The following is a 14,296-nucleotide window of genomic DNA, read 5'->3' on the forward strand; positions in this document are numbered from 1 at the left end:
CCCGCGCCAGCGGCCGTCACCCGCCGACCGGCACTTTCCTTCTTCGTGCTGAAGGAGACCGCCGGGTCGGGGGAGCGGGAGTGAAACAAGTTTCAGTCTTGTAACGCATTGACCCCCGGCCAAGTGTTTGGTGTCGTGAACGTCGGACCGCAAACGATTTCAGGTCGGCTCCGCACGGCTCGGAGGAGAGAACATGGCGCCAATCCCGGATTCCGCCATCACCCGACGTGGACTGTTTGGCCTGGGCGCGGCCGCCACCGCCGCCACCACCCTCGCCGGCGTGACTCCGCCCGCCCGGGCGGCGGAACCCGCCAGCCCCGGACCGGCCCGTGACGCCGCCGCCGACCTCCTGCGTCAGTGGCGGGAGGCCCCCGGTTGTCATCCGCTGCTCCCGGACGTCTCCACCGCCGGCTACCGGCTCGGCGGGCGGCCGCCGCGGCCCGCGGTCGCCACGAAGGTCACCGACTTCGGTGCCCGTCCGAACGGGACGGACTGCACGGCGGCGTTCAACGCCGCGGTACGGCAGGCGGGCGAGCAGGGCGGGGGCGTGGTGCTGGTGCCACCGGGGACTTGGACGCTCTCCGGGCCGGTGTGGATGCACTGGTCGGGGGTGGTGCTCAGGGGAACCCGCCGGGACACCACGGTGCTGCACTTCACGCGCACCCTCGACGACGGCTACCGGCCGAACCGCCAGTCCAACGGCAACAGCCGCTGGTCCTGGACCGGCGGGCAGATCTGGTTCGTCGCGCCCGAGCGGCGCGCCCGCTCGGAGGCCGAGGACTACGCGGGCACCGAGGGATGGCTGCTCGGTGACGTGCTCACCGAGGTCGGCGCGACGTCCCGCGGCCAGCGAACCCTGGTGGTCTCCGGCACCGACCGGCTCACCCCCGGCGACATGGTCGTGCTGGAGTGCCAGAACCCGCCGGACGCGAGCCTGCTGCAGCACCTCGCCGGCGACGTGCCCGGCACCCGCGACTACGACTGGCCCCGCTCGGCGCCCCAGCTCGTCACCGGATCCGGCGGGCAGTACGTGCAGTACGCGACCCTGCAGTGGCCGGTGCGGGTGGAGGCGGTGCTCGGCGAGCGTGTCGTCCGGCTGGCGCAGCCGCTCAAGTACGACCTCCGGCCCGGCTGGCCGGCGCGACTGCGCGCGATCGGGCCGACCGTGAGCGACGCCGGTGTCGAGAACCTCACCATCCGCAACGAGCTCGTCCCGCAGACCGCGCACAACCGGCATCCGGGTTCCAACGGGGTGTGTTTCCAGGCGGTGCACGACTGCTGGGCCCGCGACGTCCGCGTGGAGAACTGCGACCTCGGGTTCGGGCTCACCACTGCCAAATCGGTCACCATCACCGGGGTTGCCGTCGGCGGACGGGCCGCCCACCACAGCTTCGCCTGCCGCATGCAGTCCACCGACAACCTGGTCGAGGACTTCGAGATCGAGCGGTTCAGCGTTCCCGTCGCCTCCGGGGCGATCCACCACGGCCTCAACGTCGAAGGCCTCTCGGCCGGCAACGTGTACCGCGGCGGGCGCATGGCGGAGGGGACGTTCGACACCCACCGGGCACTCCCGTTCGAGAACGTCCGGACGAACATCACGCTGGAGAACAACGGGCGGGTGGGCGGATCAGCCGCGTCCGGCCCCCTCTTCGGGGCGCGGATGGCGCACTGGAACGTCCGGATCACCAACGGCCGCCCGTACGCGATCACCATCGCCGACGTGGCGCCGCGCAGCGCGACGGTCGGCGTGCAGGGCGTCGAGGGCAGCAGCAGCGGCCTGTCCCGTGACTTCTCCGGCGACCTGGAGTCGCTGCTCGCCGACCACGGATCCGCCCCGTCCGTCGAGGACCTCTACCTCGCCCAGCGCGGGCGGCACCAACTTCCGGCACCTGCCTGAGGAGGACCGAGATGCGTGACGTGACAGGTCGAGGACCGGCGACCCGCGGCTCCGGTGGCCGCCTGCGGCTGCGCCGGTGCCTCGTCGTGAGCGCTGTGGTCGCGGCGCTGGTGCCGTACCCCGGTGGCGCAGCCGTCGCCGGCGACGCCGCACCGGCGACCACCGAACTGACCATCACCGCCACGTTGGACGAGCACAGCGCCCGGCTGGCCGACGACTTCCAGGGGTTCTCCGTGGAGTCGGCGGACTTCGCGCACGGCTTCCTGACCAGGGAGCGGATGGCCGAACGGCTGCGTACGCTGGGCCCGGGTGTGCTCCGGTTGGGCGGCTACTCGATGGACCTGGTCTGGCCCGCCTTCGGGCAGTGGGCCGGAGCGCCGGCGCCGCCGGAGGCGATCGGCGGCACCGTCGACCAGGCCGACCTCGACCATCTCAAGCAGCTGCTGGACGCCTCCGGCTGGAAGGTCACCCTCGGTGCCCCGCTGAAGTCGATCATCGACCCGGCCAAGGTGAAGAACCCCGCCCGGGACCCGTCGCCGCAGGTCACCCTCGATCAGGTGGTGGCCGAGGTGAAGGCGGCGTACGACACCCTCGGCGACGACCTGCTGGCCGTGGAGCTCGGCAACGAGTACGACAACGTCACCACCCTGACCGGGGCGGAGCTGTGGGAGACGGCCAAGCGGTACCAGGCCGCCATCAGCACCGCGCTGCCGCACGCTCGGCTGAAGATCGCCGGGCCCTCGCCCAGCGGCGCGAAGAGCAGCACCCGGGTCGACGAGTTCGTGACCGCCGCGCTGGCCGACGGCTCCGTCAACCCGCAGCACGTGCTCGCCGAGCTCTCCTCGCACTGGTACCCGTGGAGCCACTGCAGCGGCCGGACCATGACCATCGAGCAGCTGATGTCCGCGGAGACGCACCTCAACACCCGGGCCAAGCTGGCCGGCATGCGGGCGGTCAGCGCGCGGCTGCACGACACCGTTCCGTCCACGATCAACGAGTCGAACAGCGCCTCGTGCAGCGGGATGCCGGGGGTCAGCGATTCCTACGCCACCGCGCTGTGGTCGCTGGACTACCTGCTGCAGGGCGCGCAGGGCGGCGTCGACCGGGTGCAGTTCCACACCAACACCGCCGCCATCTGCGGCGACTTCAAGCCGCGTGAGTCCGCCGACTATCCGATTTCGTACCGCTACTACGGCGCGTTCTGCGCGGCCGATCCGGCAGCGCTGCACGCTGGCCAGCTCTCCGCCAACCCCCTCTATTACGGCATCTGGGCGTTCCGCCAGGTGCCCACCGGCAAGTTCCTCGACCTGGACCTGCCCGACACCGCCCTCGACCAGATTCGCGCGTACGCCGTCCTGGGCCGCGACGGAAGCCTCACCGTCGTCCTCATCAACGTCCAGGACCCCGCCGCCGCCGACAGCACCGGCGACACAGTCACGCTGAACCTGCCCGCGGCCTACCGCACCGCGCGAGCCGTGACCCTGCGAAGCACCGCACCCGACGGGCTCGCGTCCCTCGACGCCAACCGCATCACCCTCGGCGACCAGCAGATCTCACCCGCCGGCACCGCCACGGGCACCCCACGCCCGAGCACGGTGCCGGTCGACCGGCGGTCGGCGGAGGTCCCCGTCGCGCCCGGCACCGCCCAGCTCGTCACCTTCTCCCACTGACCGGTCAGACGCCCCCGACCATCCAGGACGACGGGAGCCGCACCATGCAGAGTCCAGCACCGGACCCGGTCCACCCGCCCCGGGGCCTCAGCCGACGCACCCTGCTCGGCGGCCTCGGGCTCACCGCCGCCGCGACGATGGCCGGGGCTCGGAGCGGTCGTCCCGCGGCGGCCGCCCCCGCCGGCGGCCCGCTGAGTGTCGTGGTGTCGACGGCCACGGCCGGCCGCGGAATGCCCCTCGTCGGCTACAACACCGGTCATTTCATGCCCGGCAGCAACACCAGCGCCTGGCTGGCGTACTCCCGCGTCAACGCGGTCCGCTTCTTCGCGTCCTTCGAGGACTGGTGTCCCGACGAGGCCTTCGACCCGGGCGCCGGGATCTCCGACGTCCATGCCTTCGACGCGGCTAAGGACGAACTGCGCCGTAGCCCCGAGCAGAACCGCTTCCTTGACTGGCCGCTGCTGCACGAGGTGTTCGAGCACCACGTCTACTCGACCACCAACTTCTACCGACTCAACCACCAACTCGCCGAGCTCAAGCGGCTCGGCATCACCCCGATCATCGAGGCCGCGCAGCTGCGCTGGAACAGCCCGTGGTCGGGTCTGTGGCAGCAGTGGCAGAAGCACTACGCGCTCACCTACCACCTGGCCCGGGACTACGACGTGGAGCGTTTCAACTTCGTCAACGAGCCCGACCACCCGAGCGCCGCCCGGGACATCGTCGACCAGCAGATCTACATCCGCGGGCTGCAGATCGCGTCGGACGCCGTGCGATGCGCGATCGCCGACGTCAACCAGCGCTACGGCAAGCGCCTGCGGCCCCTCGTCCACGCGCCGGTCGTCACCCACGTGTCGAGCTCCCGCGGAAACGATCACATGGACGCCGACCCCGACGCCGATGCCCGCGACGACCGGTACGGCTGGGGCGAGATCTCGCTGCGGAACCTGCGCACCGACTACCACGGTGCCCAGGTGGACTACGACATCTTCCACGTCTTCGACACCCACCAGTACAACAAGACGGCGGACGTCTACGCGTACGAGTTCGCGATGATGCGGCAGCGGATGCGGGAGTACACCCCGACCGGCGCGGAGCTGCCCATCGTCTACTCGGAGTTCAACCGCCGCAACACCAGCGCGTTCGAGACCAGCGGAGACGACCTCGACACCCCGTTGATCTACTGCGACCTGGCCCGGATCTGGGGCGAGGCGGTCACCGCTCAGGCCGAGGGCATGATCGTGTTCAAGTTCCAGGACACCATGCGCGCCAACGGCATCCCGTACGGCACCGGCTGCTACCACGTCGAGCACAGCGGCGTCTACGACATCCACGGCGGCACCAAGGCCGCCGAGGTGAACCGCCTCTTCGCCAAGGGCTTCGCCGGCCAGCAGCGCCGGCTGCTGCATGCCGCAACCGGGGACGGCGGGACGGTCCCGGTCAGCCGCGACCAGCGGACCCGCTGCCATCACCTCTGGCTGCCCCGCCCCAGCGGCAGCCCCGCGGGCCCCGTCTCGCTGGACCTCGGCGTGCTAAGCCTCGGTGGGGGCGAGGTCGTCGTCGAAGAGGTGAGCCCGACATACAGCGGAGGCATCACGACGGTCGTCCCGCTGCCCGCCGACGGCAGGATCACGCTGACCCAGCCCGCCGACGCCGTCTGGCTGGTCACCGTGGCCGACCCTGGTGAGGCACGCTCGATCGAGGCCTACGCCGACGCCTCGGTGAGCCAGGGCGGCCCGGCCGCCAGCGGCGCACAGCAGAGCCTCGCCATCGCCCTCGACCCGGGCGGCACCTCGGCCGTGAGCTATCTCGCCTTCGATCTCGGCGGCGGCCCGGCGGCGCGCCGGGCCGTACTTGAGCTGCACGGCGACAGCACGGACGGGGCGCCGCTGACCGTCATGGCGTACGTCATGACCGACACGTCCTGGACCGAGCGCGACCTGACCTGGGAGTCAGCACCGCACCTCGATCCCGGCGCGGTCCGGCCCACGTCGGTGGGCGACCAGCTGTACCCGGCCGGTCAGCTCACGGCGACCCGTGCCACCGGTCCCGTCCGGCTCGACGTCACCGACGCGCTGCGCCACGCTCGCGGCCGTTGCCTCGGCTTCCTGCTGATCCGGGAGCGGAAGCGGGGCGAGGACACCGCCGACGACGGTCGGCGACTCGAACTATCGGGACGTGCCGCGCCCGCGCCGGACCTCCGCCCCCGACTGCATCTGTACCGCTGATGCCACCCACCACCACTGCGAGGAGAACCCATGAACACCGACGGCACTGCCGCTCCGGGTCGCGGCGCCCGCGCCGCGACCCCTGTCCCCGTACGGCGAAGTCTCCTGCGCCGGTCGCTGGTCGCCGGCGTGCTGGCGACCGGTCTCGTGGCGGCCGGCGGCCTGCCCGCGACCGCTGACGACTCCGCCGCGACGACGGACCTCACGCTCACGGCCACCGTGGACGGACGCAACGCGGTGCTGGGTGGGGACTTCCAGGGCTTCTCGGTCGAGTCCGCGGACTTCGCGCACGGCTACCTGACCCGGGAGCGGATGGCGGAGCGGCTGCGGACGCTCGGTCCGCAGGGCGTGATCCGGCTCGGCGGCTACTCCATGGACCTGGTGTGGCCCGCCTTCGGCACGTGGACCGACGCGCCGGCCCCGCCCGAGGCGATCGGCGGCACGGTCGACCAGAGCGACCTGGACCACCTCAAGGAGTTGCTGGACGCCACGGGCTGGAAGGTGACCCTCGGCGCGCCGCTCAAGAAGATCATCGACCCCGCCAAAATCAAGAACCCGACCCGGGACCCGTCGCCCGCCGTCAGCCTGGAGCAGGTGGTCGCCGAGGTGACGGCCGCGTACCGGACCCTGGGCGACGACCTGCTGGGGGTGGAGCTGGGCAACGAGTACGACAACGTCACCACCCTGACCGACGCGGAGATGTGGGAGACGGCGAAGCGGTACCGGGCCGCCATCGACCAGGCGCTGCCGCACGCCAACCTGAAGATCGTCGGGCCGTCGGCCAACACCGCGAAGACCAATACCCGGCTGGAGGGCTTCATCTCCGCCGCACTGGCCGACGGGTCCACTCAGCCGCAGCAGGTGCTGGCCGAGGTGGCGTCGCACTGGTACCCGTGGAGCCACTGCGGCTCCTCCACGGTGACCGTCGACCAGCTGATGTCCCCGCTTACCTACACGAACACCCGCAGCAAGCTGGCCGGCATCATGGCCGTCGACGACCAGCTGCACGGCAGGATCCCGATGACCCTCAACGAGTCGAACAGCGCCTCGTGCAGCGGGATGCCCGGGGTCAGCAACTCCTATGCGACCGCGCTCTGGTCGCTGGACTACCTCCTGCAGGCGGCGCAGAGCGGCGTCGACCGGCTGCAGTTCCACACCAACACCACCGGCGTCTGCGGCGACTTCAAGGCGCGTGACTCCGCCGAGTACCCGATCTCCTACCGCTACTACGGTGCGTTCTGCGCCGACGACCAGGCGGCACTCGACGCGAACGAGCTGTCGGCGAACCCGCTCTACTACGGCATCTGGGCGTTCCGGCAGGTGCCGCAGGGCCGGTTCGTCGACCTCGATCTCGCCGACGAGCACCTGGACAAGCTCCGTGCGTACGCGGTCAAGGGAAACGCCGACACGCTGACCGTGGTGCTCATCAACGTCCAGGACCCGGCCCGTGCGGGCAGCACCCGGGACGCGGTGACGCTGAACCTGCCCTCGGCGTACGGCACCGGAAGCCAGGTGACCCTGCGCAGCGCGGCGCCGGAGGGCTTGGCCGCGCTGGACGCCGCGCAGATCTCCCTCGGCGGCCGGAGCGTGTCGCCCGCGGGAGTCGCCACCGGCGCGCCGCAGTCCACGGCCGTCGCGGTCGATCACCGGTCGGCGACGGTGACCGTCGCGCCGGGCACCGCGCAGATCGTCACCTTCTCGCACTGTGCAACGGGACCTGAACCACGATCCCTCGGCCGGTCCCGCCGCGGCGGGACCGGCCGACCTGCCGAATGCTTCCCACCCGATCCCGGGAGAGCGCGATGACCAAGGAACACAGCAGGCGGAACGTCCTCCGGTGGGCGGCGGCCACCGGGGCCGCCACCGCCCTGACGCCGCTGCTCGGCGGCCGAGCGTCCGCCGACCCGACGCCCGGCGGAAACCCCTGGGCCCGCGCCGAGTACATCAGCGCCAAGGTACGACGGCCGCACTTCCCGGACCGCTGGTTCGACATCACCGGCTACGGCGCGGTCGGTGACGGCGTCACGGACTGCACGGACGCCATCCGGCGGGCCGTCGCGGACTGCCACGCCGCCGGTGGCGGGCACGTGGTGGTGCCGGCCGGACGCTTCCTGACCGGGCCCATCCATCTGCTCAGCAACGTCGACCTGCACGTCACGGCCGACGCGGCGGTCCTGTTCAGCCAGACCCCGGCCGACTACCTGCCCGCCGTGCTGACCCGGTTCGAGGGCGTCGAACTCTACAACTACTCGCCGCTGATCTACGCGTACGGGCAGGAGAACATCGGCGTCACCGGCTCCGGGGTGCTGGACGGTCAGGCGGACACCGCGCACTGGTGGCCGTGGAAGGGCAAGCCGGAGTACGGCTGGCGGCCCGGCGACCCCAAGCAGGACGACGCCCGGGCCCGGCTGCTCGCGATGGCCGAGCAGGGGGTGCCGGTCGAGCAGCGGGTGTTCGGCGAGGGGGACTACCTGCGGTCGTCGTTCATCGAGCCGTACCGGTGCCGCAACGTGCTCATCGAGGGGGTCACGATCGTCCGGTCCCCGATGTGGGAGATCCACCCGACGCTGTCGACGAACGTCCTCGTGCAGGGGGTGACCGTCGACTCGCACGGCCCGAACAACGACGGCTGCGACCCCGAGTCCAGCCGACTGGTCGTCATCCGGGACTGCACCTTCGACACCGGTGACGACTGCATCGCGATCAAGTCCGGGCGCAACGCCGACGGGCGCCGGGTCGCCGTACCCAGCGAGGACATCCTGATCGAGGGTTGCCTGATGCGGGACGGCCACGGCGGCGTCACCATCGGCAGCGAGATGTCCGGTGGCGTGCGTGACGTGTTCGTCCGCGACTGCGAGATGTCCAGCCCCCACCTGGACATCGCGCTGCGGTTCAAGACGAACTCGGTGCGCGGCGGGTTCATCACCGGCTTCCACGCCCGGGACATCCGCATCGGCGAGGTCGCCAGCGCGGTGATCGACATCAACTTCTACTACGAGGAGGGGCCCGGGTACGGGTTAAAGCCCGTCGTCGGCGACATCCACGTCCGGGATCTCACCGTCCGGTCGGCCGGTCGTGGCCTCAACCTGCGCGGCTACCCCGACGCGCACATCGAGACGGTGACCCTCACCGACGTCGACTTCGGCACCACCAGCCGCGCGGATGTGGTGGAGCACGTCGACAACCTGGTGCTGCGCAACGTGCTGGAGAACGGGGTGCCGCTCGACCTGGCCTCGGCGTGACGGCTGCCGCCGCTCCACGTCGGGCCGGGGTCGAGCGGCGGGTCAGGCGCTGGTCAGCAGGCCGCGGGCCGCGCGGACCTGGTCGACCGCCCGGTGCAGCGCCGCCACGATCCGTTCCTGGGTGTCGGGCCCGAGCCGGGCCACCGGCACGGAGAGGCTGATCGCGTCGGCGGCGGGGGACCGCAGGGGTACGGCCATCGCGACGCAGACGATGCCCTCGGTGCTCTCCTCGCGGTCCACCGCGTAGCCCCGCTGCCGGACGTCGGCCAGCGCGGCGTGCAGCGCGTCCGGCGTGGTGACCGTGTGCCGGGTCAGGGCGGGCAGCGGCCAGCTCAGCAACTCGTCGACCTCCTCGTCGCGGCGCTCGGCGAGCAGCACCTTGCCGAGTGCCGTGGCGTGGGCCGGCAACTGCCGGCCGATGGCGCTGTACAGCCGCAGGGGGTGCACGGACTCGCGTTTGGCGAGGTAGACGACGTGTGGCCCGTCGAGGCGCCCCAGGTGGACGGTCTCGCCGAACTGCCGGGACAGGTCGTCGAGCACCGTGCCGAGCAGGCCCATGGCGTCGTCCGCGGTGAGGTACGCGGCACCGACCTGCAGCGCCCGGAGGCCGAGCCCGAACCGGGTGCCGGTCAGGTCGCTCTCCACCCAGCCGCGCTGGGCCAGCGTGCGGAGGATGCCGTGCAGGCTGCTCTTGGGGATGTCGAGGGCGCGGGCCAGATCGACGAGGGAACGCCGGTGCGGCGAGGCGGCGAGCGCTTCGAGCACCTCCAGCGTCCGGCCGGCGGACTTCACCGGGAGGAACCCGTCGGGCGAGGTCATGGCGGCCACTCTAGTGCGGTGTCCACTAACGTTCACCGGGTGTCCGGTGGGGGTTGTGGATCCTCGCCTGTTGGGCGAGCGACTCCCCACCGGGTGGTGGGGCGGGCCTCCGCGGGCCAACTGATCCTCGCGCCGCCCTGCTTGGGCGGCGGGGGTCACGTCGGGACTGGCCGGCACCGGGGAGGTGTCGTCCGGCTCGACGGTGCGTGACCACCCCGGGCACCACGACCGGTGGTGTGGGGGTGGTGGGTCCGCCGCCCGGGGTGCGGGTGGCGATGGTGGCAGCCGCGACCAGGTCACGGTGCCCGGCAAACGTGCAGTGCGGGCAGGTCAGGGTCCGGCCGCGGGGTTTCGGTACCCGCCGCCGGCAGGCCGGGCAGGTCGAAGAGGTGCCACGTTCGTCGACGAGGTGCACGGTGATGCCGGCCAGGACAGCTTTGTCGGTGAGGATCTGCATGAGCCGGCCGATCTGCCACTGCCGCAGCCGCAGGTTGTGCCGCCGCCCCGCCGGTAGGTCGAGCACCCCACGCGAGTCACCCACGCGCAGCACACCCACCCGCTGGCGTACCGCCCAGGACACCACCTGGCGGGCGGCCTCGTGCTGAGCCTGACGCACCCGCCGCCCATGCCGGCCCTCCACCAGCCGCGCCCGACGCCGATACTGACGCCACCGCCGCGACCCCCGCTGCCCCGGCTTCGGCGCCCGCCGCGCGACCGCACGGCAGCGGGCCTTCGTATCCGCCAGGTGCATGCGGTGCTCGGCGCGGATCGCCCGCCCCGACACCAACAGCCCCGCACCGTCCGGGCCGGCCACCGCATACGGATGGATGATCCCCACGTCCACCCCGGCCACCCTTGCCGGGTCCGGTTCCTCACCGGCCGGGTACGTCGCCACCGGCACTTCAGCAGTGATATCGAGGTACAGCCGGCCGCCCTCACACAACAGCGTGACAGAGCGGACCTGCTCAACCGGATACGGCAACTCCCGCGCCAACCGCACCCACAACGGCGCAGCACCCCTGGCGCAGGGGACCCGGACCCGACGCCCGTCGAGGGTGAACGTGCCGTGATACCAACGCACCGGCACCAACCCCCGCCGCCGGCGCGGGAACCCCGCCGACACGTCACCGTCCTTGCGGCGTTTCGCCGCCGCGAACCACGCGTCGGAGAACCGGCGCAACACCGACCGGGCACCCGTCGAATCCAACTCCCCGAACGTGCCCGGCCCCGACACCGCCAACTCCCGACACAACTCCTGATAGCTGGTCAACGGCGCGTCGCGGCGGCGACGTCGCCACCCGTTGACCTCCAACACACACGCCCACACGTCACCGGCCGAACGCAGCAGCCCGAAACACCGCCGCCGCTGCCCTGACGTCACCCGCAACGCCACACGCGCGGTGCGATGCACCACCCGGGGCGCGGCAGGATCCCGACGACGAGGCACAACCACACCCAACACCACCAGTACGACAAACTCCCCGGCAACCGACCCGGCGAACGTTTCTGGTCACGGCACTAGCGGGGTTGACAGGGCGATCGACGTCGATAGGGTCAAGTATGTGACTAGCGTTCGCCATTCTGAACAGTCCGATCCGGAGGCCGGCGGCGTGGTCGCGGCCGTCGAAGCCGGTCGGATCCTGCCCGTGGTCGTGCTCGACGCCGCCCGCGACGCCGCCCCGCTGGCCGCGGCGCTCGTCGACGGGGGCCTACACAGCGTCGAGGTCACCTTCCGCACCGACGCCGCGGCCGAGGCGATCCGGGCCATGTCGGAGCGGCCCGACCTGCTCGTCGGCGCCGGCACCGTCGTGACCCCGGCCCAGGTCGACAAGTCGGTCGAGGCCGGAGCGCGGTTCGTCGTCAGCCCCGGCTTCGGCCCGGCCGTCGTCCGGCACTGCCAGCAGCTCGGGATGCCGGTCTTTCCCGGCGTCACCAGCCCCACCGAGATCATGATGGCGCTCGACGCCGGCCTCGACACCGTCAAGTTCTTCCCCGCCGAACAACTCGGCGGTCTTCGGATGATCAAGGCGCTGGCCGCGCCGTTCCGCACGATGCGGTTCATCCCGACCGGCGGGGTGAACACCGACAACCTCGCCGCCTACCTGGCCCACCCCGCGGTCCTGGCGGTCGGAGGCACCTGGATGGTCGCCCCGGAGCTGATCGCTGCCGGACGCTGGGACGAGGTCACCCGGCGTACGTCGGCCGCAGTGGCGGTCGCCCGCACCGGACCGGAGGCGTGACATGCTGCGGATCCGACCCGCCGACGACTGCCGGTACGACCTGGTCTCGCTGGGCGAGATCATGCTGCGCCTCGACCCGGGCGAGGGGCGGGTACGCACCACCCGCAGCTTCCGCGCGTGGGAGGGCGGCGGCGAATACAACGTCGCCCGCGGCCTGCGCCGCTGCTTCGGTCTCCGCACCGCCGTGGTCACCGCCTTCGCCGACAACGAGGTGGGCCGCCTGCTCGAGGACCTGGTCCTGCAGGGTGGCGTGGACACCTCGTTCATCACCTGGATGCCCTACGACGGAATCGGTCGCGCCGTGCGCAACGGCCTCAACTTCACCGAGCGGGGCTTCGGCGTACGCGGGGCCGTCGGCACCTCCGACCGGGGGCACACCGCCGCGAGCCGGCTGCGTCCCGAGGACGTCGACTGGGACCACCTGTTCGGCACGCTGGGGGTGCGCTGGCTGCACACCGGCGGCATCTACGCCGCCCTGTCCACCACCACCCCCGACACCATCGAGGCGGCGATGCAGTCCGCCCGCCAGCACGGCACCGTCATCTCGTACGACCTGAACTACCGGCCCAGCCTCTGGCAGGGCATCGGTGGGCAGGCGCGGGCGCGGGAGGTCAACCGCAGGCTCGCCCGCCACGTCGACGTGATGATCGGCAACGAGGAGGACTTCACCGCGTCGCTGGGCTTCGAGGTGCCCGACACCGACGCGTCCCTGTCCCACCTCGAGGTCGCCAACTTCGAGCGGATGATCCAGGCGGTCACCAAGGAGTACGACAACTTCGCGGTCGTGGCCACCACCCTGCGGACGGTCCGCAGTGCCACGGTCAACGACTGGGGCGCGATCGCCTGGTCAGCCGGGAGTGGCTTCGTCGAGGCCACCCACCGAGCCGGCCTGGAGATCCTCGACCGGGTCGGCGGCGGCGACAGTTTCGCCTCCGGACTGATCTACGGACTGCTGAAGACCGGCGACCTGGCCACCGCAGTGGAGTATGGCACGGCGCACGGGGCCCTGGCCATGACCACACCCGGCGACACCTCGATGGCGAGCCTGAAGGAAGTCGAGTCGCTCGTCCTCGGCGGGGGCGCTCGCGTGCAGCGGTAGTACGGCGGACGCATTGTGGCCCTGATCGAGCCCGAACGACAGACCGTCGGGGTCGGCTGAGTACCCGTAGCCGAGTACGCCGAGGTCGCGCGTGTCGTGAGGTCAGCGGAGGCGGGCGACCAGCTCGGCGACGTCAGCGAAGATTCGGTCTCCGGCCGCCGCCGCGGCGGGCGAGACGGTGTCGAGGGTGAGGAATCCGTGCACCATCCCGGCCTCGCAGCGGTGCGTGACGGGAACGTCCGCGGCCGCCAGCCGGGCGGCGAACGCGTTGCCCTCATCCCGAAGCGGATCGTGCTCCGCAGTGACGACAACGGCGGGCGGCAGCCCGCCGAGGTCGGCGGCGAACACCGGACTGACGTCGGCGTGGGCGCGGCGAGAGGGGTCCGGGACCCACTGCTCAGCCCCCCACGCGACGTCGTCGGTGAGCAGCCCCCACCCCGTGGCCTTCGTCCGCGTGCTGGGGTAGGAGAGGGTCAGATCGGTGTTGGGATACGCCAGGATCTGCGCGGCCGGCAGTGGTCCGCCCTCGTCGCGCAGGCGCAGGCAGGCGAGCGCGGCGAGGTTTCCGCCAGAGCTGTCGCCCATGACGACTGTCGGGCCTCCGATGCCGGCGCGCGAAGCCTCGCTGGTGGCCGCCCACCGGATGACGTCCACGCAGTCGTCGACGGCGGCGGGCCACGGGTGCTCCGGAGCCCGTCGGTAGTCGACGCTCAGCACGGCCGTACCGGTCTTGAGCGCCAACCGGCGACACGCCCGGTCGTGCGACTCAAGATCGCCGATCGTCCACATCCCGCCGTGGAGGAACACCACCAGTGGCTGAGCCGCCGCTGACGGCCGGTAGAGGCGCACCCTCACGGCGGCCGAACCGACCGTGACATCCTCGACCCAGGCGATCTCGGGGCCTAGGGGGCGGGCTTCGACACGGCGCCGTTGCGCGCGCCGCAGATCCGCCGCTCCCACAGCACGGGCGGGAGGTCCGGGATCCTGCCGAACGGTCTCGATGAAGGCGGCCAGTTCGGCATCGGCGAGCGAGGACTTGATCGGTTCGGCCATGCAGGCGAGAATCCCATGATCCGTACCAGCCCGTCCGGAGATGATCAGACA

At 71.6% G+C, this 14,296-nt stretch carries 10 protein-coding genes; 7 read left to right on the forward strand and 3 right to left on the reverse strand.

Features of this window, described 5'->3' with window-relative positions:
- The first annotated feature begins 193 nt into the window (after positions 1 to 193).
- Genes ACFYPD_RS17060 through ACFYPD_RS17080 form a run of 5 tightly spaced genes read left to right on the forward strand, consistent with a single transcriptional unit; the run spans position 194 to position 9,034 of the window.
- Positions 194 to 1,897 carry a glycosyl hydrolase family 28-related protein gene (locus tag ACFYPD_RS17060; protein ID WP_387113864.1) on the forward strand — a complete coding sequence of 568 codons (1,704 nt, stop codon included), beginning with the start codon at positions 194 to 196 and terminating at the stop codon, positions 1,895 to 1,897.
- 11 nt (positions 1,898 to 1,908) lie between these two features.
- The gene (locus ACFYPD_RS17065; RefSeq protein WP_387113866.1) at positions 1,909 to 3,567 is read left to right on the forward strand and encodes a glycosyl hydrolase family 79 C-terminal domain-containing protein; all 1,659 of its coding nucleotides are present in this window, start codon (positions 1,909 to 1,911) and stop codon (positions 3,565 to 3,567) included.
- A gap of 44 nt (positions 3,568 to 3,611) precedes the next feature.
- Complete coding sequence (locus tag ACFYPD_RS17070) at positions 3,612 to 5,792, forward strand: DNRLRE domain-containing protein (protein ID WP_387113868.1); 2,181 nt, start codon at positions 3,612 to 3,614, stop codon at positions 5,790 to 5,792.
- A 30-nt stretch (positions 5,793 to 5,822) separates the two neighbouring features.
- Positions 5,823 to 7,598: a glycosyl hydrolase family 79 C-terminal domain-containing protein gene (locus ACFYPD_RS17075; RefSeq protein ID WP_387113870.1), complete on the forward strand. Its 1,776-nt coding sequence runs from the start codon at positions 5,823 to 5,825 to the stop codon at positions 7,596 to 7,598.
- On the forward strand, positions 7,595 to 9,034 hold the full coding sequence (locus tag ACFYPD_RS17080; protein WP_387113872.1) for a glycoside hydrolase family 28 protein: 1,440 nt from the start codon (positions 7,595 to 7,597) through the stop codon (positions 9,032 to 9,034). The genes ACFYPD_RS17075 and ACFYPD_RS17080 overlap by 4 nt, the downstream gene beginning before the upstream one ends.
- Before the next feature lie 42 nt (positions 9,035 to 9,076).
- On the opposite strand, the gene ACFYPD_RS17085 is transcribed toward ACFYPD_RS17080, so the two are convergent.
- On the reverse strand, positions 9,077 to 9,853 hold the full coding sequence (locus ACFYPD_RS17085) for an IclR family transcriptional regulator (RefSeq protein WP_387113874.1): 777 nt from the start codon (positions 9,851 to 9,853) through the stop codon (positions 9,077 to 9,079).
- Positions 9,854 to 9,878: 25 nt separating this feature from the next.
- Positions 9,879 to 11,318 (reverse strand): RNA-guided endonuclease InsQ/TnpB family protein, encoded by a 1,440-nt coding sequence (locus tag ACFYPD_RS17090; RefSeq protein ID WP_387113876.1) that lies wholly within the window; start codon positions 11,316 to 11,318, stop codon positions 9,879 to 9,881.
- A 97-nt stretch (positions 11,319 to 11,415) separates the two neighbouring features.
- Here ACFYPD_RS17090 and eda point away from each other — a divergent pair, with 97 nt between their 5' ends.
- The gene (eda, locus tag ACFYPD_RS17095; RefSeq protein WP_387113878.1) at positions 11,416 to 12,093 is read left to right on the forward strand and encodes a bifunctional 4-hydroxy-2-oxoglutarate aldolase/2-dehydro-3-deoxy-phosphogluconate aldolase; all 678 of its coding nucleotides are present in this window, start codon (positions 11,416 to 11,418) and stop codon (positions 12,091 to 12,093) included.
- A gap of 1 nt (position 12,094) precedes the next feature.
- On the forward strand, positions 12,095 to 13,192 hold the full coding sequence (locus ACFYPD_RS17100) for a sugar kinase (protein WP_387113880.1): 1,098 nt from the start codon (positions 12,095 to 12,097) through the stop codon (positions 13,190 to 13,192).
- Between the two features lie 102 nt (positions 13,193 to 13,294).
- Here the strand turns inward: ACFYPD_RS17100 and ACFYPD_RS17105 are convergent, their stop codons facing one another.
- Entirely contained in the window at positions 13,295 to 14,245 is a 951-nt protein-coding gene (locus tag ACFYPD_RS17105) for an alpha/beta hydrolase (RefSeq protein WP_387113882.1), read from the reverse strand.
- Between the last annotated feature and the right edge of the window lie 51 nt (positions 14,246 to 14,296).

The organism is Micromonospora sp. NPDC005299 (assembly GCF_042872345.1).
GTDB lineage: Bacteria > Actinomycetota > Actinomycetes > Mycobacteriales > Micromonosporaceae > Micromonospora.